The 20044-nt window shown below is 63.1% G+C and carries 22 protein-coding genes; 13 read left to right on the forward strand and 9 right to left on the reverse strand.

Annotation, left to right across the window (positions count from 1 at the left end):
• Positions 1-39: 39 nt before the first annotated feature.
• Entirely contained in the window at positions 40-225 is a 186-nt protein-coding gene (locus P1T08_00575) for a hypothetical protein (protein MDF1594576.1), read from the forward strand.
• A gap of 83 nt (positions 226-308) precedes the next feature.
• Here P1T08_00575 and P1T08_00580 read toward each other — a convergent pair whose 3' ends face one another.
• From P1T08_00580 to P1T08_00590, 3 genes are all read right to left on the reverse strand, one after another.
• Positions 309-1001: an HAD family hydrolase gene (locus tag P1T08_00580; protein ID MDF1594577.1), complete on the reverse strand. Its 693-nt coding sequence runs from the start codon at positions 999-1001 to the stop codon at positions 309-311.
• 29 nt (positions 1002-1030) lie between these two features.
• A complete protein-coding gene (locus tag P1T08_00585) occupies positions 1031-2416 on the reverse strand; it encodes a hypothetical protein (protein MDF1594578.1) in 1386 nt (461 codons plus the stop codon).
• An 85-nt stretch (positions 2417-2501) separates the two neighbouring features.
• Positions 2502-3410: a hypothetical protein gene (locus P1T08_00590; GenBank protein ID MDF1594579.1), complete on the reverse strand. Its 909-nt coding sequence runs from the start codon at positions 3408-3410 to the stop codon at positions 2502-2504.
• Positions 3411-3560: 150 nt separating this feature from the next.
• Here P1T08_00590 and P1T08_00595 point away from each other — a divergent pair, with 150 nt between their 5' ends.
• The 3 genes from P1T08_00595 to P1T08_00605 are packed head-to-tail and all read left to right on the forward strand — an operon-like array spanning position 3561 to position 6351.
• Positions 3561-4697: a Re/Si-specific NAD(P)(+) transhydrogenase subunit alpha gene (locus P1T08_00595; GenBank protein ID MDF1594580.1), complete on the forward strand. Its 1137-nt coding sequence runs from the start codon at positions 3561-3563 to the stop codon at positions 4695-4697.
• Complete coding sequence (locus P1T08_00600) at positions 4697-4978, forward strand: NAD(P) transhydrogenase subunit alpha (GenBank protein ID MDF1594581.1); 282 nt, start codon at positions 4697-4699, stop codon at positions 4976-4978. Before P1T08_00595 ends, P1T08_00600 begins: the two co-directional genes overlap by 1 nt.
• The gene (locus P1T08_00605; protein MDF1594582.1) at positions 4978-6351 is read left to right on the forward strand and encodes an NAD(P)(+) transhydrogenase (Re/Si-specific) subunit beta; all 1374 of its coding nucleotides are present in this window, start codon (positions 4978-4980) and stop codon (positions 6349-6351) included. Before P1T08_00600 ends, P1T08_00605 begins: the two co-directional genes overlap by 1 nt.
• Positions 6352-6427: 76 nt before the next feature.
• Here P1T08_00605 and P1T08_00610 read toward each other — a convergent pair whose 3' ends face one another.
• Together P1T08_00610 and P1T08_00615 are read right to left on the reverse strand one after the other, a co-directional pair.
• A complete protein-coding gene (locus P1T08_00610; GenBank protein ID MDF1594583.1) occupies positions 6428-7219 on the reverse strand; it encodes a class I SAM-dependent methyltransferase in 792 nt (263 codons plus the stop codon).
• Between the two features lie 25 nt (positions 7220-7244).
• Positions 7245-7751: a methyltransferase domain-containing protein gene (locus P1T08_00615; protein MDF1594584.1), complete on the reverse strand. Its 507-nt coding sequence runs from the start codon at positions 7749-7751 to the stop codon at positions 7245-7247.
• A 106-nt stretch (positions 7752-7857) separates the two neighbouring features.
• Here P1T08_00615 and P1T08_00620 point away from each other — a divergent pair, with 106 nt between their 5' ends.
• The gene (locus tag P1T08_00620; GenBank protein ID MDF1594585.1) at positions 7858-8496 is read left to right on the forward strand and encodes a nitroreductase family protein; all 639 of its coding nucleotides are present in this window, start codon (positions 7858-7860) and stop codon (positions 8494-8496) included.
• On the opposite strand, the gene P1T08_00625 is transcribed toward P1T08_00620, so the two are convergent.
• Positions 8476-9384 (reverse strand): EamA family transporter, encoded by a 909-nt coding sequence (locus P1T08_00625; GenBank protein ID MDF1594586.1) that lies wholly within the window; start codon positions 9382-9384, stop codon positions 8476-8478. The genes P1T08_00620 and P1T08_00625 overlap by 21 nt on opposite strands.
• Positions 9385-9429: 45 nt before the next feature.
• On the opposite strand from P1T08_00625, the gene P1T08_00630 reads away from it, so the two are divergent.
• Genes P1T08_00630 through P1T08_00655 form a run of 6 tightly spaced genes read left to right on the forward strand, consistent with a single transcriptional unit; the run spans position 9430 to position 14596 of the window.
• Positions 9430-10428, forward strand: a complete 999-nt coding sequence (locus P1T08_00630; GenBank protein MDF1594587.1) for a cobalamin-dependent protein — start codon at positions 9430-9432, stop codon at positions 10426-10428.
• Positions 10425-11204 (forward strand): thioesterase family protein, encoded by a 780-nt coding sequence (locus P1T08_00635; GenBank protein MDF1594588.1) that lies wholly within the window; start codon positions 10425-10427, stop codon positions 11202-11204. The genes P1T08_00630 and P1T08_00635 overlap by 4 nt, the downstream gene beginning before the upstream one ends.
• 27 nt (positions 11205-11231) lie before the next feature.
• Positions 11232-12329 (forward strand): o-succinylbenzoate synthase, encoded by a 1098-nt coding sequence (menC, locus tag P1T08_00640; GenBank protein ID MDF1594589.1) that lies wholly within the window; start codon positions 11232-11234, stop codon positions 12327-12329.
• Positions 12330-12371: 42 nt separating this feature from the next.
• Entirely contained in the window at positions 12372-13214 is an 843-nt protein-coding gene (locus P1T08_00645) for a hypothetical protein (protein ID MDF1594590.1), read from the forward strand.
• Between the two features lie 20 nt (positions 13215-13234).
• Positions 13235-13786, forward strand: a complete 552-nt coding sequence (locus tag P1T08_00650; protein ID MDF1594591.1) for a sigma-70 family RNA polymerase sigma factor — start codon at positions 13235-13237, stop codon at positions 13784-13786.
• 6 nt (positions 13787-13792) lie between these two features.
• Positions 13793-14596: an RNA methyltransferase gene (locus P1T08_00655; GenBank protein MDF1594592.1), complete on the forward strand. Its 804-nt coding sequence runs from the start codon at positions 13793-13795 to the stop codon at positions 14594-14596.
• 68 nt (positions 14597-14664) lie between these two features.
• On the opposite strand, the gene P1T08_00660 is transcribed toward P1T08_00655, so the two are convergent.
• Complete coding sequence (locus tag P1T08_00660; GenBank protein ID MDF1594593.1) at positions 14665-14874, reverse strand: hypothetical protein; 210 nt, start codon at positions 14872-14874, stop codon at positions 14665-14667.
• A 118-nt stretch (positions 14875-14992) separates the two neighbouring features.
• Between P1T08_00660 and P1T08_00665 the strand changes: the two genes are divergently transcribed.
• Positions 14993-16609, forward strand: a complete 1617-nt coding sequence (locus P1T08_00665) for a DEDD exonuclease domain-containing protein (protein MDF1594594.1) — start codon at positions 14993-14995, stop codon at positions 16607-16609.
• A gap of 43 nt (positions 16610-16652) precedes the next feature.
• A complete protein-coding gene (locus P1T08_00670; protein ID MDF1594595.1) occupies positions 16653-18671 on the forward strand; it encodes an ATP-binding protein in 2019 nt (672 codons plus the stop codon).
• Here P1T08_00670 and P1T08_00675 read toward each other — a convergent pair.
• Positions 18668-19039 carry a hypothetical protein gene (locus P1T08_00675; GenBank protein MDF1594596.1) on the reverse strand — a complete coding sequence of 124 codons (372 nt, stop codon included), beginning with the start codon at positions 19037-19039 and terminating at the stop codon, positions 18668-18670. The genes P1T08_00670 and P1T08_00675 overlap by 4 nt on opposite strands.
• Before the next feature lie 19 nt (positions 19040-19058).
• The gene (istB, locus tag P1T08_00680; protein ID MDF1594597.1) at positions 19059-19841 is read right to left on the reverse strand and encodes an IS21-like element helper ATPase IstB; all 783 of its coding nucleotides are present in this window, start codon (positions 19839-19841) and stop codon (positions 19059-19061) included.
• Positions 19842-20044 lie beyond the last annotated feature (203 nt).

Below are 20044 nucleotides of genomic sequence, written 5' to 3' on the forward strand. Positions count from 1 at the left end.
CGACCCGGATAGGTGCGCCGGCCGGTCATACTGTCAGCCGTGGATTTCTTGCTCGATCTCGCCTTGCCGGCAACAGACGCAGGTGCGATCGCGCAGGCGGTGATCGCCGGAATGGCGCTGATCGTTGCCTCTTGGCTCGTCCGGAAACGCCCGGAACCGCGCCTCTTCGTGATCGGCCTGGCCGTACTCAGCTTCTCGCTCATGGCCCTCCGCGCGGTGCACTGAGGCCGGCGACGTCTGCCGGTTCCGGGCTTCCGAACGCCCGGCCGCGACAGGACCGGGGAATCAAGTCGCCGGCCGATCGCACCTCATTCCCAGGCGGCAACGACCTCCGGTACCTCGGCCAGCGACACGACCTCCGCCTCGGGGAAGATGTCCGTGTCATTGGATCGGCCTGAACGATTCAGCCAGATGCCCCGGATCCCGGTGGCCTGCGCCCCGGCGACATCGTCGGACAGCGAGTCTCCAACGTATATGGCTTCGGCTGCAGGAGTCTCCGAGCGCTCCAACAAGATCCGAAAGATCCGGGGATCGGGTTTGGCTATGCCCTCATTGGCGGCGAGGACGATCGGGTCCAGAAACCTTTCTAATCCATATCGAGCGGGGTCGGTGTTCCCGTTGGTGAGCAGCGCCGTTCGGTAGCGTCGGGACAGCAACATCAGCGCGGGCGCGGCATCGTCAAAGGGTACCGAGTGCTGCTCCTTCACGGCGAAGAACATCGCGTTCAGGCGGGCGGCCAGACCGGGATCATCGATACCGGCTTCCTCCAGAGTGCGTTCGAAGGCTGCGTGCCGGACGACGGCCAGGTCGGCAACCCTCCCCTGCAACTCTGTTGCCACACGATCGCGGATCGCGATCATCCGCTCGACCGTGAGAGCTCCGGTCGATGGCCCGGGTCGAACGGTCCACAACTCCTCGAGGGTGCTCTGCAGTGCGGTTCGCATCGCTGCATCGAAATCCCAGAGGGTGTTGTCACCGTCGAACGCGATGAGACGGATCATGGACTTGATTCTGCCCGCAGGTAGACCGGTCAGCGAACCGCCGGAGCCGGGGCGAGTTCGCCGAGGCCGACGTTCCACTGTTCGTCGGCAACACGAAACCCTTCAACCACGAGCGGAGCGATTGATGTGCCGACCGGCGTTGCTCCTGCATTTGGCGTGAACCGCACGAATCCGCCCTGTTCGCCGGGGCCCAGACTCAGCGAAGCGACGGCGTCGTCGTCATCGGACGAGACTGTGAGGCCGCCTGCCTCAGCCCTGGCGAGCAGCACCATGTTCGTGCTCTCGATCTCGGTTTCAACGACCGTCCAGCCCCCGCCGCCGCGCTGCCGATCCGCCGCTTCGACTATCAACCGTTCGAAACCGTCCGCCATGTATTTCAACTGCTCTCCCTCGATCAAGGCCCGATTGATCGAGCCGATGCCGAGACGGGGCAGGCCCGCCAGCAGAGTCCCGGCTGCGGCACCCGCCCTGGTATTCAGCTCGGTGGGCAGGAAACCCATCTCTGTCATCACCCCATCCACGGTGAATGCACCGCGATAGTCCACTCGCTGTCGCAAGTGCTCTCCGACCCGGCCGGCAACAGACCGCATGACATCTCGATCGCTCTCCGTCGGGTCCCAGAACGAGGCCGCGCCGCAGTACTTGAGTCGGTGTCCGGGCCGACGAAGCGTCATCAGCTCACACGGCCTCAGCGTTACCACCGTCTCAGGAAACACAAACCCGTGAATCGAGCACGGAATGCCTTCCAGAAAAGGCATGATCCGGACGCGGTCGCAGTGACGGCCGAAGAATTCGAGAGGCTCCTGCAGATCGCCGGGATGGGCAACCCACCTGACATATTCGGCCCCACCATTGAACCCATCCCTGGCATCTCCAGTGAGCACGATCCCCGCCCCGCGGTCGAACCCCGGCATTGCTCGCTCGATGGCGCTTCGCTCGACGGGGGTCACCACGGATGGGGCTCTTGCGACGCCGGCCGCGTCCCAGATCTCATCGACGATGATCTTGTCCTCGAGGGCGAGCCACTCCGGGCGCCGCCAGCCATAAACCAATCTGCCCGCCATCGAATCCTGATAGAAGAACGGCCCGGCCAGCATCACAGCCCGACGCTCGGGATCCCATCGATCGAGCCGCTCCACCATCTCCGGGGTTGGATCGCGCAGGAGGCGTTCCATGATCCGAAACGACTCAATCATCGAACCGGCCCGTGTATCGAGTACCAACCAGTCTGCCGAGTCGGCTGCCGGAAGTTCGCCGGTGCCTACCCCTGAGGCGAACAAGAAGAGGTCGGTAGCTCCCAAGTCCCGGGCCGTTTTGACGAAGGATGTGAACCCTGCGAGTGGTGCACCAGACAAAATGACCTTCCGGCCTTCAAACTGGTACCGGGTCAGCTCCCGGTAATACTCGACGTCCATTGCCCAAGGGTATTCGAGAATCGGAGTCCCGGGTCGGCGCAACGCGTTTCGCAAACCGGCGCCAGCTTCGGCGGGCGACCAATGACTAGGGGCCAACCACTCCCACAAGAAAGCCGTCATCGTCGATCACCGGAACGGGAGCGCCTCCCAGCGCCTCGCCGACCTGGCCTATCTCATCGATCGGAGAATCGACCATCACGGCGACAGGGTCTTCCATGACTTCCCCAACTTGGGTGCCGGCACCGGCCAGCATCAGGGCCGATCGGCGGACGATGCCCACGAGCTTCCCATTATCCGCCACCGGCAACACCGGAAACTCAATGAGAGCGAGGGCATCCGCCGTTCCGAGCATGGGACTGACGTAAGCCTCGGGTTGCCGGAGAAGCTGAAAGGCGCGCTGCGGCGCCGATCGCACGACGACGGTTCCCGATGGAGCACGATTCTGCAAGCGTCGACCAGTTCCGAAGAATTGGCGTTGCAGCCAGGATCCGCCGGGGGCTCCAACGACCAGGAGCGAACCTGCGTCGAGTTCTGCCGTCAGGTCGGCCGGCTGATCCGCCTCGATGAGCCTGTAGGGGATGTCCTCGACGAGCGCGGCGATCATGGCCAGGCTCTCCCGCACCTCCGACCGCCGGTCGTCGGCTCCGTACGACGACACCAGCTCCGCCGAAACGTCGAGGGACTCCGAGAGCTGCCTGGCAACGACGGCGGCCAGTTCGGAGTGGGGACCTCCCGCAACGGCCGCAGTCACGGATGTGACCGCTTCGAGGTCGAGTTCATGCGGAACCGCAACTGAAACCAGATTGAAGTTGGTCAGTCGCCGGGTCACCAGCAGTTCCGCGCGGGCGGCCCTGCAGATCTCCTCGAGGTCCCCTTCAACCCGAACGGCACCCGGAGAGATCGCGTCGGCGAGTTCACCGCACCCCTCGCCGCGGGTCCACACAACGGACCGCAATGAGAAGTGAGACGACTCCGGCTGGGGGGCAGCGACCATACGTTCCTTCAGTGTGGGACCCTTTGATCTCGAACGCAAGCTGCCGGCACTTGCCTTTCAAGATCGACCACCGAAGATCGAGCACCATCAACCGGTAAACGGCCTTCGACTTGGGAATCGCGGCCGGAGTCCGTACATTCTTTTCTCGCAATGATTATTGGCATACCCAAGACCACAGAGGCCGGTGAGCATCGGGTGTCCCTGACTCCCGATGTTGTCGCCCGCCTGACGAAAGAAGGCCACGAGGTCGTCGTGCAGTCCGGAGCCGGAACGGCTGCCGGATTCATCGACGAAGCCTACGAAGGATCCGGCGCATCGATCGGCGATGCCGCCCGGGCCTGGTCGGCGGATGTTGTGTGCTCCGTATCGTTCCCGTCCGATGAAGGTGCTTCGCACCTCAAGCCCGGAGCGGTCGTACTCGGCATGCTGCAACCGCTCGATCAGCCCGGCCGGTTCCCGGCGCTCGCCTCGACCGGTGTGACCTCGATCGCATTCGAGGCCGTTCCCCGCACGACGCGCGCTCAATCCATGGACGTGCTGTCATCACAAGCGACGGTTGCCGGCTACCAGGCGGTCCTCATGGCTGCAGACAGACTCGACAAGTTCTTTCCCATGCTGACCACTGCGGCAGGCACAATCGCCCCATCGAAAGTGCTCATCCTTGGTGCAGGCGTGGCGGGCCTAATGGCTATCGCCACCGCTCGCAGGCTCGGAGCGATCGTCTTTGCCTTCGACGTCCGGGCAGAGGCCGCCGAGCAAGTCCAGTCTCTCGGCGCCCGATTCGTCAGCGTCGAAATAGAACAGCAGGATTCCTCCGCGACGGGCGGATACGCCAAAGAAGTCGCCGAGGACACCCAGGCGAAGATCCTGGCGGGCTTGGCCAAACCGGTCGCCGAGGCGGATGTCGTCATCTCGACGGCGCAGATTCCCGGGCGCCCTGCTCCGCTGTTGATCACACGGCAGATGGTGGAATCGATGCGTCCGGGAGCGATCATCATCGACCTGGCCGCCCCGACGGGCGGTAACTGCGAGTTGACCCGGGCCGGCGAATCGGTCGTTCATTCCAACGTGACGATCGAAGGCCCGACCAACCTACCCAGCATGGCTGCCGGAGATGCGTCGCGCATGTTCGGACGAAACGCGCTGGCCCTCATGAAGCTCTTCCTCACCGAGGAGGGATTGAATATCGACTTCGAAGACGACATCATCGAAGGCTCGGTCATCACCCACGGAGGCGCGGTCGTGCATCCACGGGTCAAGTCACTACTCGACGGAGGAGGTAACTGATGGAACTCGTGATCTCCATCACCGTGTTCGTCCTCGCCGCTTTCGTTGGATTCGAGGTAATCACCAAGGTGCCGCCCACGCTGCACACCCCATTGATGTCCGGATCGAACGCGATTTCAGGTGTCACGATCATCGGCGCTCTCATCGTCGCCGGAAAAGCAGACAGCACACTTGGTGAGGTGCTGGCATTTCTGGCGGTGACAATGGCAATGATCAACGTTATCGGAGGATTCCTGGTTACAGATCGCATGCTCGAGATGTTCAAGAAGAAGGAGCGCTGATGAGCCAGGAAGTCTCAGCTCTCATCTATCTCGTTGCTGCTGCGCTGTTCATCTTCGGTCTGAAGCGGTTGTCGTCACCGGCCACGGCCCGCTCCGGCAACCAGATGGCTGCCGCCGGAATGGCGATCGCGATCATCGTGACGTTGACCAACAGTGGCATCAGCGCCTGGACGATCATCGCCGGCATCATCGTCGGCAGCGGAGTCGGCGCCTACCTGGCCAGGACGGTCGAGATGACCGGAATGCCCGAGCTCGTCGCGGCTTTCAACGGCTTCGGCGGTGGGGCGTCGGTGATGGTCGCCTCGGCCGAGTTCCTACAGAACCCGGACCCTGCGGTACAGACCGTCGTGACGATTGCCCTCTCCGTGGTGATCGGTGCGATTACCTTCTCCGGCAGCTTCATGGCCTGGGGCAAGCTGAACGGAAAGCTCCCGGGACAACCGTTCGGCTATCCGGCCCAGAAGCTGATCGACCCACTCATCGTGGCGGTAATCGTCCTCCTCGGCGTCCTGTTGGTTCTCGACGTCGGCGGATCTCTGGTCCTGTGGATCTTGTTGGTACTCGGCCTGGTGCTGGGAATCACCCGTGTCATCCCTATCGGCGGGGCCGATATGCCGGTCGTCATCTCGCTCTTGAATGCGTTCTCGGGTGTGGCGGCGTCGATGGCCGGGTTTGTCATCAATGAGAATGCCCTGATCATCTCGGGCGCCCTCGTTGGAGCCTCCGGGCTGATCCTCACCAACATCATGGTGAAGGCGATGAATCGCTCCATCGCCAATGTTCTGTTCGCCGCCTTCGGCGGTGCGGATTCAACCGGGCAGGGTGGAACGACCAGCGACAAGCCGGTGAAGGCGGCTTCTGCTGAGGATGTTGCGATCACCATGGGATATGCCCGGTCTGTGATCGTGGTTCCGGGCTACGGCCTGGCGGTGGCGCAAGCGCAGCATGTGCTGCGTGAGTTGGCCGACCTCCTCGAAGAGAAAGGTGTCGACGTCCGGTACGCGATTCATCCGGTGGCAGGGCGCATGCCGGGCCACATGAATGTGCTGCTGGCCGAAGCTGATGTGTCGTACGACAAGCTATTCGCCCTGGAGGACATCAACGGGGACTTCCCCCGGACGGACGTAGCGCTCATCGTGGGAGCCAACGACGTCGTCAATCCGGCCGCCCGAGAGGATGAGACATCTCCGATCTACGGAATGCCGATCCTCGACGTAGACTTCGCCACCACCACCGTGGTGATCAAGCGGAGCCTATCGCCGGGTTTCGCCGGAATCGACAACCCCCTGTTCTACAACGAGAACAACCTGATGCTCTTCGGCGACGCCAAGGCCGCCATCCAGGAACTCGTGAAGGCGGTAGCTGAGCTCTAGCAGCCGGCTGGAACGCCGGTCATTTGAAGCGGCGAGCCCCATCAGGCTCGCCGCATTCGATGGGACGTCGGCTCAGTCAACGGGTGGCGGTAACAGAAAACATCAACGGGATGCGCGGCGTATCCGCCGGTAGCCTCCACCATCCATTCTGATCCTGCACCATATGGGGCATGGCCTGCCAGGCGATCTGATCGTATTCCCGAAATCCTGTGATCGTCAGGCCGGCCGTGACAAGCGCACCGAGGACATCTTCGATCGGGTGCAGCCGTTCGAGGGTGTTGGTCATAGGTCCATGCGGATCGGCATACGATCCGGTCTCCTCAAAAGCGAGGGCCTCTCGCGAGAAGTAGTCATAGCGGAGGCGCATCGCCCCGTCGCTTCGCTCATCGTCGAACATCCAGAGCACCGGGTGGCCGTCGACCAGAACGAACCTTCCATGCGGCTTCAGGTGCTTCGCCACGGTCCTGGCCCACGAACGGAGTTCGGGTAGCCATCCCAGCACACCGTGAGAACTGAAGACGATATCGAACTCTTCGCCGAGATCGAGGGCGAGCACGTTGCCAACCCTGAACCTCGTGTTGAGCTTGAGGTCGAAGGCCAGGCCGGTTGCAGCAGATATGGCGACTTCCGAGAAGTCGACGCCGGTGGCGATCGCTCCTCTACGGGTCCAGGACATCGTATCGAGCCCGAAATGGCACTGAAGATGAAGCAGGTTCATACCCACAACACCTCCGACCAACCCGCTCTCCACATCGTCGATCGTATCCCGGCCGGCTTTGAAGGACTCGACGTCGTAGAAGTCGGAGGCAACGTGACCAGGGGTGACGGCATCCCAATGCCTTCGGTTGACTGAAACGAAGTTCGACATAGGCGCCTCCGGGGTAGGTAGCAGGTTACACGCCTGCGCTGTTTCCAATGAACAATCCAACCCGAAAGCCCACTTCGAGCTTGGGTTTGCTGCGGCCTGCTTCTCCGAAGAAGAACCCAAGCAGCATGCGCGCCTCGTCGAGGTCATCGAAGGCAAAGACTGTGTCGACCACTTCGCAATCGAATCCGAACATCTGCCACCTATCGATGTCGGCGCAGTGTGCCTCTCGGCCCTCGACGTATGCGGAAAACTCGTCATCGCCGAGGTTGTCGACAATCAGCAGAGGTCCGCCGGGCTTGACCACGCGGTGCAGCTCGTTGAGACCGGGCGTCGGGTCCCACCCTCCGGAAGTGAAGAAGTAGGCCCAGCTCGCATAGGCACCATCCACGGCTGCGGCGAAGAACGGCAGGTGCTCTGCATCGCCGCGAACCCAGGGCAGCGGCTTGTCCCGGGACACCGGACGGTCCATCGCCCGACGTTCGATTTCGAACATCGTCGGATCGTCGGCACCGTAGAAAGGAATGACGGCCATCCCCGAATGTTGCCAGTTTCTCGGCAATACAACGTACGGTTTCGCGTACACAGCATTGCTGAGAATCCTTCCAGATTTTTCTCGGCAATGCTGTGGTCGGTTTTTCGTGCATAGCATTGCCGAGAAACAGGAGTTCACATTGGAATTGAGCGAGATTCTCAAGAAGCGCCGCATGGTGCGCAACTACACGGACGAACCGGTTGACAGAGGCGCCATCGAACGGATCGTCCAGACCGGCCGGCGTGCCCCGAGCGCCGGGTTCACCCAGGGCCAGTCGTTCGTCGTCGTCACCGATCCTTCCATCCGGGCTGAGATCGCAAAGCTGGCCGGTGAACCCGACTACGTCGAGGCCGGATTCGACCCGTGGATTTCGCGTGCGCCGGTCCACGTGATCGTGTGCATCAATGAGCAGGACTACCACCGGCGGTACCGGGAGCACGACAAGGCGCCGGACGGAGACATGTTGTGGCCGGTCCCCTACTGGTGGGTCGATGCCGGTGCGTCGATGATGCTCGTGCTTCTGGCAGCCGTCGAAGAAGGCCTGGCGGCGGGGTTTCTCGGCGTGCACTCAATCCCGGATCTCAAAGCGCTCCTGGCCATTCCGGATGAGGTTGAGCCGATTGGAGTCATCACAATCGGCCATCCGGCCCCGGATCGGAAATCCGGATCGCTCAAGCGAGGGTGGAGACCCGACACCGAGATCAAACACTGGCAACGCTGGAACTCACCCGGCGAAGGCGAGTAGAACCAGGCCGGCCGCGATCAGAGCAGCGGCCCGCAGGCGCCGGGCGCCCAGAGGTTCCTTGAGGATCAACCATCCACCGAGCGCGCCGAACACGACAGACGTTTCCCGAACGGCGGCCACCAGCCCGAGCGGGGCAGACCGCGCCGCGACCAAGACGAGTCCGTAGGCGCCCGCCGAAGCGATACCGGCAAAGACATACCGCCACTGCTCTCTTCGCACTGCAGTCCCGAGTCGCGCCCACCCATGCGACCAGACGACGATCGGCGTGAACAAGAGGGCACCGGTCACAAACACCGTGATCGTGTATGCGAAGCTCTCCCCAAGCCACCTCACGGCGGCGCCGTCGATACTGGTGTAGGTGGCGATGAATGCTGCAGTGACCAATGCCCACCAGGACCCGCCACCGCCCCGCGGTATGCCGGTGATCAGAACACCGGTAGTCAGTATCAGGATGGCCCCCAAGCCGACCACGCCCGGTCGGTCATCGAGGAAGGCAAAGGCAACCACGGTGATGAATAGGGGCGCCGCCCCCCGGGCGATGGGGTAAACGACCGATAGGTCCGCCCGCTCGTACGCCGTCACCAACGACAGGCTGTAGGCGACATGGATGAACCCGGAAACAAGGAAATAGGGCCACGCACTCCAGGGAATTCCAACCGTCAGCAGAAACGGCAGGAACACCAGTGCGCCGAAGAACACCTGCGCCCATCCGGCCACCAGGCGATCGTTGCTCGCCTTGACCAGCAGATTCCAAGAGGCATGCAACAGCGCGGCGGCGAGCACCAGCACGAAGGCGGTCCAGGCGATGATGGCTCCTTTCCCAGCGGATTGTACGGGTGACGCCCGCACCCGGGCCTTCCGCTCACAGCAAAAGCCTGCCCTCTGCATGAATCCTGTCGGGGCTAGCCTGGACCGTAATCAGAGAGGAGAGGGATGAGTTCCGAGCAGATCGCTTCAGTGCGCCTGGCCGTCACGGCGTCACTGATCGAAGGCGATGCGGGAGGCGCGTTCCATCTCATCCAGAGTCTCCTCGAACAGGGCATCCCGTTCGACGTCGTCCTCTTCGACATCGTCGCCGTTGCCTACTCCGACTTCGGTAGAAGATGGCAAGCAGGCGACTATCGGATCGGCGACGAGCATGCAGCAACCGGTACCGTCGAGAACCTGCTCGCCCTGCTGGCCGGATCGTTTGATCTGCCGGATGATGGCGAACCCGTGGTCCTCGCTGCGGCAGAAGGCGACCACCATTCACTGCCGGTCAGGCTCGCTTCTGCTCATCTGCTGTCCCTCGGGTACCGGGTGCGCTATCTGGGATCGAACATGGAAGCCAACGATCTGGGCGCGTATCTCCTGGATGAACCACCGAAGGCCCTGATCCTGTCTTGCGCCATACCGACACTCCTCCCCGGGGCGCGGGCCGGCATTCGGGCGGCTCATGGCGCTGGAGTGCCGATATTAGGTGGCGGCTCCGGGTTCGGACCGAACGGAATCTGGGCGTACGCCGTCGGTGCCGACGCCTGGGTCGCTTCGCCACGCGAGATCGATGAAGTCCTGAGAACCTGGGAGCCGGATATCGAGACCGCCGAGCAAATGGTGCTCCCCGCGCCGCCGGAGATGGCGGTGATCGAGCGGCACCGCCACGACATCCTGGCGGCCGCAATCGCCGCACTGGACAACCCGGACCGCCGGTTGGTCGACGAACTCTCCCTTCTGCTTGATGCCGTGGAATCCACGCTGCTGGTCGATGACCCGTCGCTTCTCTCCCACTTCACGACATGGCAATCCTCGATGTTGTCTTCGCACGGGTTCGCCGAACAGACGCCGGCGCAGCTGCGACGAGCGCTGTCCGTCCGTCTGAGGGAGCTGGCTCCCGCTGCTGCCGATCTGCTTAATCAGCACCCCTTCGAGCCTCCGCCAGCCGCCCCACTGTGAACGAGGCCATCTACTTGCGCGATGGCGACTGGTTCGTGCCGACCCGGTTTGCGGGCGGGCCCTGGTCGGCTGATGCGCAACACGGTGGACCTCCCAGCGCCCTGCTGGGCGGAGCGATGGAACGCATCGAGCCGGCGGAGATGTTCCTCGCGCGCATAACCATCGAGTTGCTCAGGCCGGTTCGGATGGTTCCGCACCGTGTTGAGGTTGAAATGTTTCGACCGGGGAAACGAGTTCAACTCATCGGTGCCCGATTGCTGTCGGCCGAGGGTGAGGTCGCCAGAGCCACCGCGTTGCGGATCCGGGCAGACGACGAGATCGATCCCGGGCCGCCACTTCATGCGGAGCCACCACCCGACCCGCCCGAAGAAGGCATCGAACGGGCGGCCTTTGCCGGGTTCCCGCACTTCTTCGCCGATGCCGTCGAAGTTCGCTACCTGGCCGGCGGCGCCGACATTGCCGGACCGGCAACCGCGTGGATCCGATTGGCGATCCCTCTGGTTGATGGCGAAGAGCCCAGCCAATTGCAGCGAGTGGTCGTTGCCGCCGATACCGGCAATGGAATCAGCTCAGAGCTTGATTTCCGGGAATACGTCTTCATCAATCCGGACCTAACGGTTTATCTCCATCGGGCTCTTATCGGCGAATGGGTGTTGTTGAATGCCGTGACGGACATCTCATCCGGCACCGGCCTCGCTCAATCAGCCCTATCGGATCAGCACGGCGCAATAGGGCGGTCACTCCAGGCGCTGTACGTCAACCACCAACGCCGCTAGTCGCAATGGGCGGCGTAGTCTGATTTCGTGAAGATATCTGCCGTTGAATTGCGCTTGCTCTCCACCAAGCTGATCGAACCGTTCAATACCTCGTACGGTTCGATCGTCGATCGGACACCCATCATCGTGCGCGTGTTCGGCGAAGGCTACGAGGGATGGGCCGAGTGCCCGGCAGATGTGGCGCCGTCCCCGGATCGCAATCCGGTGGCCGTTGCCTGGAGTGCGCTGGAATACCGGTTGTCCGGGCAAGTGCTCGGCTTCGAGATCGGGCACCCGGTGGATCTCAACCTGGACCAATCGTTGCCGCGACCGGCTATCGCCGCGCTGGAGATGGCGGTGTGGGATCTCCATGCACGATCGCTCGGCCTTCCCCTCTGGCACGTACTGCAAGGAACTCAGCGCCCCGTCGCAGCCGGTGTCGTAGTCGGGATCGCCGATTCGTTGCCGGACTTCCTCGAAGTGGTCGCCCGGCGCGTCGACGAAGGCTATCGGCGTGTGAAAGTGAAGATCAGACCGGGTTGGGATCTCGAACCGCTTCAGCTGATCAGGTCCGGCTGGCCCGGACTGGCCGTCTCGGCCGATGCCAACGGGGCCTATTCATCACTTGATACGACGCACCTGCAGGCCCTCGATGAGTTCGATCTTCAATACCTGGAGCAACCATTTCCGGCGCCGGACATCGAAGAACACGCCCGGCTGGCCGAGACGATCTCCACTCCCGTCTGCCTCGATGAATCACTCCAGGATCGGAGCAGCGTCCACGCCGCGCTCAGCCTCCACCCCGGATTTGTGATCAACGCCAAGCCGTCCCGTCTCGGGGGTCACGTCGAGACGCTGGCGGTGCACCGCCTCGCAGTGGATGCAGATGCTGATCTGTGGTGTGGTGGATACCTGGAAACCGGCATCGGGCGGGCCCATCTCGTGGCGGTGGCAACCCTCCCGGGCTTCACCCTCCCCGGGGACATCTCCGCCTCGGCACGCTACTGGGAACGTGATCTCACACAACCTTCGTGGACTCTCAGTGAGGGCGCACTGCATCCGGCCACGGCTCCCGGCATCGGCGTCGAAGTCGATATCGGGTTGCTCGAGCGTCTGACGACTCGCAGAATCTTCCTCGAAGTGTAACGACCGGCCACTTTCTGCGACTTTGTATGCGGAGGCTCAGTAATGGACCCGTACAACAATCTTCGTGCATACGGAGAAGCGCTGATCGACAGTGTCGATTCTGCGCGTGCCGAGGTGGTGGCCGTTCGTGCCCTTGCGGCCCCCTCGGCGGGTCTTCCTCTACGCCGGCGCCTCCTGGCGATCGCCGCGGCCGCCGCAACCTTCATCAGCGGGAACGTCGGCATGGCGATGGCCGCCGATTCCGCGGTTCCGGGCGACCTCCTCTACGGTCTCGACCGGGCGTATGAGCAGTTGAGCGAACTGGTCGGACTAGGCGGCGACCACCGCGACGAACGCCTCGAAGAGGCCGCCCAGCTTGCCTCGGCCGGCAATCCTGCCGATGCACTCGACGCCGTGATCGAGCAAATCGAGGCCCTCAAGACCGAGCCCGCCGTCGACGTGTCAGAGCTGGACACGGCGGTTGTCGCCGTCACTGAGGCTCGTGACCGCGCCCTGGAGGTATCCGGGAACCAGACGGCGCAGGACAAGACCGACCAGGCGAAAAAGATCGTGTCCCTCGCCCATCAGATCGCCGATGCCGTCCAAGACCCGAGCTTGGACCGGGGGCAAATCAAGAAGCTCATCGATTTGCTCAAGTCTGCTGCTCAAGATAACGGCAACGGCAACGGCAACGCATACGGCCGTGACAAAGACAACGGGCAAGGTCGGCCTGAAGATCCCGGCAATAGGGGGATCGCGGGAACTCGGGTCAGACCCCCAAACCCTGACCTGAAGCGGGGCGGGTCAACGGTTCGACTCATGACGCTGAACGCGCTCTCCATCCGCTGCCGAAACGCACGATCCAGCCCACCCGATCTGGCACCATGCAGCGGGTGCAGCCGGTAAACCCCAGGAATCAAGAACCATTGGAATGGCCTCCCAGCGCCGGCACGGTCGATCGATGCCGGGAAGGCGATCGGGAAGCGCTCACTCTCGTTCTCCGGGGTGGGTTTCCTCGCCTGGTCGCCTTCTTCATCGGTGCGGGGGTATCTCCCGGCGAGGCCGACGACCTGGCAGCCGATTCGTGTGAGGGTTTCGTCAAGAACATCTCGAAACTGCGGGAAACCGGGGCGTTCGAAGCATGGTTCTGGGCGATCGCTCGCGCCAAGCTGCGGACGTGGATTCGCAAACGACGCAGACCGGGCCGGTTCGAGCCGGTCGGCGCGGCCGGCATCACACCCGCCGAAGCGGTGGTTGAAGGCGAGGAGCACGCCGACATAACCAGGGCGCTGCAACATCTGTCACCCAAGGACCGCCAGCTGCTGTGGCTGCGAGAGGTCGAAGGGCTGTCGTATGAAGAGATCGGTGGACGGCTCCGCACGGCGGCGGGTACGGTGCGTGTCGCGTGTCACCGAGCCAGGAAACGGCTCGAGACCGCCTACGAAGAGGTGGCAGGCGAGCAACCGGAGCCCGGCTAACGTCGCATCGTGGCCGAACTCATCACCTCACTGCAGAATCCGCGCATCAAATCGTTGGTGCGCCTCAGAAACCGCCGCGAACGTGATCGGACGCAACGATTCCTCATCGAGGGGTACCGCGAGTTACGTCGAGCCGTCGACCGGCGGGTATCCGTCGAAGCTCTCTTCGTATGCGAAGAGCTGTTCCTGGGCAGCAACGAACCCCAACTGATCCACGACGCCCGATCCACGGGTGCCGAGGTCATCGAGGTCGGAGCGGATGCGTTCACCAAGGTCAGCTATCGCGACCGTCCCGAAGGCCTGATTGCAGTGGCGCAGCAGTTCGAGACGGATCTCGGTTCATTGGAGTCGGCCCCGGACGCTCTCTATCTGATCGTCGAGTCAATCGAGAAGCCGGGCAACCTCGGCACCATGTTGCGTACTGCCGATGCCGCCGGCGTCACCGCCGTCATCGTCGCCGATCCGACGACCGACCCATTCAATCCCAACGTGGTCCGTGCCTCACTCGGATGCCTCTTCACCGTGCCGCTCGGAATCGCCGCCACCGGCGAAACGCTGCGATGGCTGGAGCAGTCGGGCATCCGCACGATCGCTACCACGCCCGATGCATCGACCTTGCTCTGGGAGGCCGACCTCACCGGTGCAGTGGCCATCGTTGTCGGGAGCGAACAGTACGGGTTGAGCGACGCATGGTTCGAGGCTGCCGGCGACCGAGTTCGCATTCCCATGAGCGGCGAAGCCGACAGCCTCAATGCGGCGATGGCAGCCGGAGTCGCGCTATTCGAGGCGGTCCGTCAGCGAAGCCGCTAACGGCCAGCCTGCCCTCGTCTTTCCACCCGCCACTACCCGTCCCCGGGTACTCATCGATGCAGCGCCGCCTACTCCTCGACCTCCTCGATAGCATCGGATCTATCGCACCAGCGACACACCACCTTGACGATCTTGCGCTCGATGATGTCCTCGTCTTCGACGGTCAGCTCTCCGCCCAGCGAATAATGATGAAACCGCCGACGGGTAAGCGAGTCGACGACGTCGAATCTCGTCTTGTTTCCACACGCCGCGCACCGGTATCGAACGATCTCAGTCATCAATCCGAGTGTACCGGTGGAACCCTTCACACCGACTATGCCTTACCCACCAATTCTTGACATCGAACATACGTTCGGAGTAGTTTCAGGCGTCAGCAAAGCACGAGGACGGCGACGGATGGCGCTGGCTATACAACGGACTTTCGACGAACTCGGCGCTCCCCTGTTCGAGGTCCCGTTCTGTGTTCTGGATCTCGAAACAACCGGTGGATCGGCCGCCGACTGTGAGATAACCGAGATCGGGGCAGTGATCTACCGGGGTGGCGAGCTCACCGGTACTTACCAAACGCTCGTCAACCCGGGCAGCGAGATCCCGCCGTTCATCACGATCCTCACCGGCATCACCCAGGCGATGGTGATCGAGGCGCCGCGGATCGAAGAGGCGCTGCCTTCGTTCCTGGAGTTCATCGGTGACGCCGTCATCGTCGGCCACAACGTCCGGTTCGACCTGAGCTTCCTCAATGCCGCCGCGCAGCGGCTGGGCTACGGAAGGCTGCCCAACCGCTCGGTCGACACCGCCGCGCTGGCCAGACGACTGGTGCGAAACGAAGTACGAAATCTCAAGTTACAGACCCTGGCCGCCCACTTCCGATCCCCCACCACGCCCAACCACCGGGCACTCGAGGATGCCAGGGCGACCGCCCATGTTCTTCATTCGCTGCTCGAACGGGCCGGCATACTCGGGGTCACGGCACTCGAGGACCTCCTTCAGCTACCGACGGCCCGCGGGTCTACCCACTACCGGAAGATCAGCCTCGCCGACGACCTCCCGCGCCGGCCGGGCGTCTACTTCTTCAAGGACCGCAACGGCGCTGTGTTCTACGTCGGAAAGGCCAAGAACCTCCGCACCCGGGTTCGGTCCTACTTCTACGGCGACACCCGCCGCACCGTTGCCAACATGCTGCGCGAGCTAGAGGAGGTCGACTACCTGGTTTGCGAGACCGAACTCGAAGCGGAAATCACCGAGTTGCGACTCATTCACGCCCACCGCCCCCGCTACAACCGCCGCTCCAAACCGCCCAAGTCATCACACTGGGTGAAACTGACCGACGAGCGATTCCCCCGTCTCTCGATCGTGCGGACGGTCAAGGAGAACGGCCTGCTGTACCTCGGCCCCTTCCGCAACCGCCGCAGTGCGGAGATGATCATCAATGCGCTCTGGGACGCAACGCAGATCCGACGTTGCGCAGGCAGACCGGGTAGTCGTCAGGGTCCGTGCGCTCCCGCCCAACTCGGGGTCGCCCTTTGCCCGTGCGACGGAACCCTCGATGAGAGCCGGTATAGCGAAGTGGTGGCGTTGCTGCTGGCCGGCGTGGACACCAATGCATCGCTCCTGCTCGGGCCACTCGAAGACCGGATGCTCGAACACTCGGCAGCAGCACGTTTCGAAGAAGCAGGCTGGCTCAGGGACCGCCATCGATCGCTCGCCAGAGCCATCAACCGCCGCCACGCCTGGCAAGCCCTGAGCGGTGGCGGAGTCATGATGATCGAGGATGCGCACGGAGATGGAGCAATGATCGAACAGGGCAGGCTGATCTCGGCCTGGTCGGCCGTGCAACGCCCGCTCGTTCCGACCCCGGCACTGCCGGACGCTCCCCCGCCGGAGGTACCCCCATCTGTGGCCGACGCCGAGGAGGCCCACCTCGTTTGGCAGTGGCTCCAGCGGGCGGGCGTGAAGCTGATCGATGCCACCGGAGCATTGTCGCTTCCCGTTCAGCGGGTCATCGAGATCTGAGGCTGTCGAACGCCGATCACTACTCGATCTCTACTATGCCCGTATGCGATTCACGGTACGCGCCGGCAAGGACCCGGTCATTCGAGCAGACGGAACCATTCTCGCCGCCATGGGAATGCCGGGTGGCGGCATCATCTCCATCGGCAAGACCCACGCGCTCGTCCGGGCCGGCGACGTGCCGGAGCCGACCGCGCTGCTGTTGGGACCGCGCATGCTCGACAACGCCGGGTTGTATCTCGGGCAGGGCATCGACGCCAAACGAATCATCCTCCCTACTGCCGCCCTGGTGGTGATCGAGGGTGCAGAGTTGCCCTTGGACGCTAAAGCCATGGCACGGGCACTCCAGGGAATCCCCGTTTCGATCGGCGATGTCGTCGGAGTCGACCCGGCCTACGCGGACGGCGCAGAAAACCACATCGAGGTCAGGGTGATCGCCGTCGAACCGGGCCAGGCCGTCATGGTGGGAGCAAACACGCGGATCGTTCCTGAACCTGAGGCAGCCCGTCGAGAGGAGTCTCCCGAGCGCGAAGTGACCGATCCGGAATTGGCGGACGTACCTCGAGTGCCGTCTACTGCAGAAGCTCTTTTGGCCGGCCTGACCAACGAACTGGACGTGCTCACGGGATGGTTCTCGCTGCTGACCGGTCATCGTGATCTTCCGGCCGCCTGGGGTCTGCCGGAGGTAGCCGGGGTCATCGTCGAAGGACCGACGGGGTGCGGCAAGGTCGAACTGGTCCACGCGGCAGCGGAGGCTGTGGACGCGCACGTACATGAGGTCAACGTCGACCTGGTGTTCAAGCCGCAGAAGTTGCTCGACCTTCTCGAAAAGGCCGTCAAGACCACTCCGGTGCCGGGCGTGGTCATGATCAACCGTCTCGAAGCCGTCACCGGGGAGGAAGGCCTTTCGGCCTTCAAGACCCAGGTGGGCGCGATCCTTCGCTGGTTTCTCGACGCGGTGTCGGAGCGGAGGGGCCTGGCGGCCGTACTCGGCGTCAGCTCGCTCCGTCACCTCGACGACACGATCACCAAATCGCCGCTTCTCCCCCGCACACTGTCCATCCCGCCCCCCAACCTGGAGCGCCGCAAGGCGCTATACGAAGCGGCACTGGCGAAGGTGCCTACCGCCGACGTCGACTATGCGCAGCTGGCCGCGCGGTCGGCAGGATTCTCCGGGGCAGACATCCTGGCGGCCGTCGTCCATGCGTCGGCGATGGTGGCTCGCAATGCCGGCGACGTCACCACCGAACTAATGACCATTGCGATCGAGGCAACGACTCCATCGCTGGGAACCGTTTCGATGGGCGAGATACCTTCGTACGGATTCGAACGGGTGGCCGGTCTCGAAGACGTAAAGCAACGGCTGACCGAAGCGGTCATCTGGCCGATGACCCAACCTGAGCGATTCGCCTCCATGGGAATCGACCCACCGCGAGGGATCCTGCTCTACGGCCCACCCGGAACCGGCAAGACCTTCGTGATCAGGGCGCTGGCCCATGAGTCGGGAGCGGCGTTCTTCCCGATCAAGGGGGCCGAACTGCTGGACAAATTCGTCGGCGAGTCGGAACGCGGTGTCCGGGAGGTGTTCTCCAGGGCCCGGGCTGTTGCTCCCTCGATTCTCTTCTTCGATGAGATCGACGCTTTGGCGCCTGTACGGGGATCCTCGACCACTTCCGTCACCGACTCGGTCGTCGCCGCACTCCTGACGGAGATGGACGGAATCGGCGAACGCGGCGACGTGGTCGTGATCGGAGCCACCAACCGCAAGGATCTGGTCGACCCGGCGCTGCTGCGCTCGGGACGCTTCGAGACACACATCGAACTGGGTCTTCCCGACGTGGAGGGTCGACGCGCTTTGATCGCTATCACCGACGTGCCGTTCTCACCCGAAGTCGATCTCGATGAACTGGCCCGCAAGACCGAGGGATTGTCGTTTGCCGATCTCACCGGGCTGTTCCGGGAAGCGGCGCTCATGGTGCTGCGGAAGAACAAGACCGAACTGGCCGTCGGGTGGGAAGAGCTGGACGCCGCGCTCTTGCGGTTCCAGCAGCGGCAGAACTCCTAACGGCACAGGTCACCGGCGTTGTAGGCGGAAAGCAGTTCAATCAGATCGGGGACTATGTCGGCTGCCTCGGTGTCGAATGTGGGGATTGTGATACCGTCAAATTCGGCGGTCGCCAACACCAACTGGGCGGCGACAACGCTCTCCTCTGCTGCGGCACAGTTCTCCGCGGCGACGGCCCGGTTGAGTTCAGCTGCCAGTAGCTGTCCTGCCAGGGCGAATCCCTCCACCAGCGATCCGTCTTGCGCCGTGGCAGCCGTTAGGAGGGCCAAGGCGTCTGCGCACTCAGCGACCAAGTGGTCACCAACACCGATGCCGGGGTTGACGCCGCTCGCTGAAATTCCCCAGGGTTGCTCATCGAAATTCCTCACCTTGGGTTGGGTTTGGATGCTAGTTGTTTCCTCCTTTGGGTCGTCGTTTGCGGTTGGCGGCTTGGTGGGTTCGGAGCCGGTAGGAATCGCCGTCGATGTTGAACACCACCGATCTGTGTAGCAAACGGTCGAGCATGGCGGCGGCGATGGTGGTGTCGGAGAAGATGTCTCCCCAGGAGGCGACGCCCCGGTTGGTGGTCAGGATCACGGATCCTTTCAGATAGCGGCGGGCGATGACTTGGAACAATGCTGAGGCGTCTTGGGTAGGCATCGAAAGATATCCGAGTTCGTCGATGATGAGCACGGATGGTCCGGAGAAGAACCGCATCGTCGCCGCCCACCGGCCTTCGAGTGCGGCTTTGCGGCACCGTGCGGCGAGGTCTGCTGCGGTCGTGTAATACACGCGGTGTCCGGCGTCGACCGCGGCGTGGCCCAGGGCAATGGCGAGCATGGTTTTCCCGACGCCGGGCGGTCCGATGAACAGGACGTTGGTGGCGTCGTCGAGGAAACTACAGGTGGCCAGTTCGCGGATCATTGCTTCGTCGACCGTGGGTTGGGCTGTGAAGTCGAAGTCGTCGACGGTCCACGGGGCCGGGAAGTTCGCGAATCGCATCCTGGCGTTGTGGCGGCGCCGTTCGGTGGCGTCAACCTCGATTGCCAGGAGTGCTTCGATGAACTCGGTGTGACCCGTCTTGGCGGTGCGGGCCGCCTCGAGTTGGGTGGGGAGCGCTTCGGCTGCCGCTTGAAGGTTCAGATACGCCAGGTGGCTCCGGAGCTGCTGATAGACCGAATCGGTGCTCATGACGCACCGTCTTTGCGGTCGATGAATCGTTGATACGCGGCGAGGTCGATGACCCGAGACGCACCGTCGTCATTGCCGGTGATCTCGGCTGCGATCGCCACAGCCGCCGGCGACGGCTGAATCGCCCTGGGAGAGTTGGAGACTCCGGAGCTTGGAAGCGAGGATGGAGTTATGGATTATCAGGGTGATGGGACGAGACGTCG

The sequence above is a fragment of the Acidimicrobiia bacterium genome, from assembly GCA_029210695.1.
Taxonomy (GTDB): Bacteria; Actinomycetota; Acidimicrobiia; order Spongiisociales; family JAHEDJ01; genus JAHEDJ01.

Coding starts and splice junctions, on each gene's coding strand:
- P1T08_00580 (MDF1594577.1), bottom strand. CDS start 1,001: ATGATCCGTCTCATCGCGTTCGACGGTGACAACACCCTCTGGGATTTC.
- P1T08_00585 (MDF1594578.1), bottom strand. CDS start 2,416: ATGGACGTCGAGTATTACCGGGAGCTGACCCGGTACCAGTTTGAAGGC.
- P1T08_00590 (MDF1594579.1), bottom strand. CDS start 3,410: ATGGTCGCTGCCCCCCAGCCGGAGTCGTCTCACTTCTCATTGCGGTCC.
- P1T08_00595 (MDF1594580.1), top strand. CDS start 3,561: ATGATTATTGGCATACCCAAGACCACAGAGGCCGGTGAGCATCGGGTG.
- P1T08_00600 (MDF1594581.1), top strand. CDS start 4,697: ATGGAACTCGTGATCTCCATCACCGTGTTCGTCCTCGCCGCTTTCGTT.
- P1T08_00605 (MDF1594582.1), top strand. CDS start 4,978: ATGAGCCAGGAAGTCTCAGCTCTCATCTATCTCGTTGCTGCTGCGCTG.
- P1T08_00610 (MDF1594583.1), bottom strand. CDS start 7,219: ATGTCGAACTTCGTTTCAGTCAACCGAAGGCATTGGGATGCCGTCACC.
- P1T08_00615 (MDF1594584.1), bottom strand. CDS start 7,751: ATGGCCGTCATTCCTTTCTACGGTGCCGACGATCCGACGATGTTCGAA.
- P1T08_00625 (MDF1594586.1), bottom strand. CDS start 9,384: ATGCAGAGGGCAGGCTTTTGCTGTGAGCGGAAGGCCCGGGTGCGGGCG.
- P1T08_00630 (MDF1594587.1), top strand. CDS start 9,430: ATGAGTTCCGAGCAGATCGCTTCAGTGCGCCTGGCCGTCACGGCGTCA.
- P1T08_00645 (MDF1594590.1), top strand. CDS start 12,372: ATGGACCCGTACAACAATCTTCGTGCATACGGAGAAGCGCTGATCGAC.
- P1T08_00660 (MDF1594593.1), bottom strand. CDS start 14,874: ATGACTGAGATCGTTCGATACCGGTGCGCGGCGTGTGGAAACAAGACG.
- P1T08_00665 (MDF1594594.1), top strand. CDS start 14,993: ATGGCGCTGGCTATACAACGGACTTTCGACGAACTCGGCGCTCCCCTG.
- P1T08_00670 (MDF1594595.1), top strand. CDS start 16,653: ATGCGATTCACGGTACGCGCCGGCAAGGACCCGGTCATTCGAGCAGAC.
- istB (MDF1594597.1), bottom strand. CDS start 19,841: ATGAGCACCGATTCGGTCTATCAGCAGCTCCGGAGCCACCTGGCGTAT.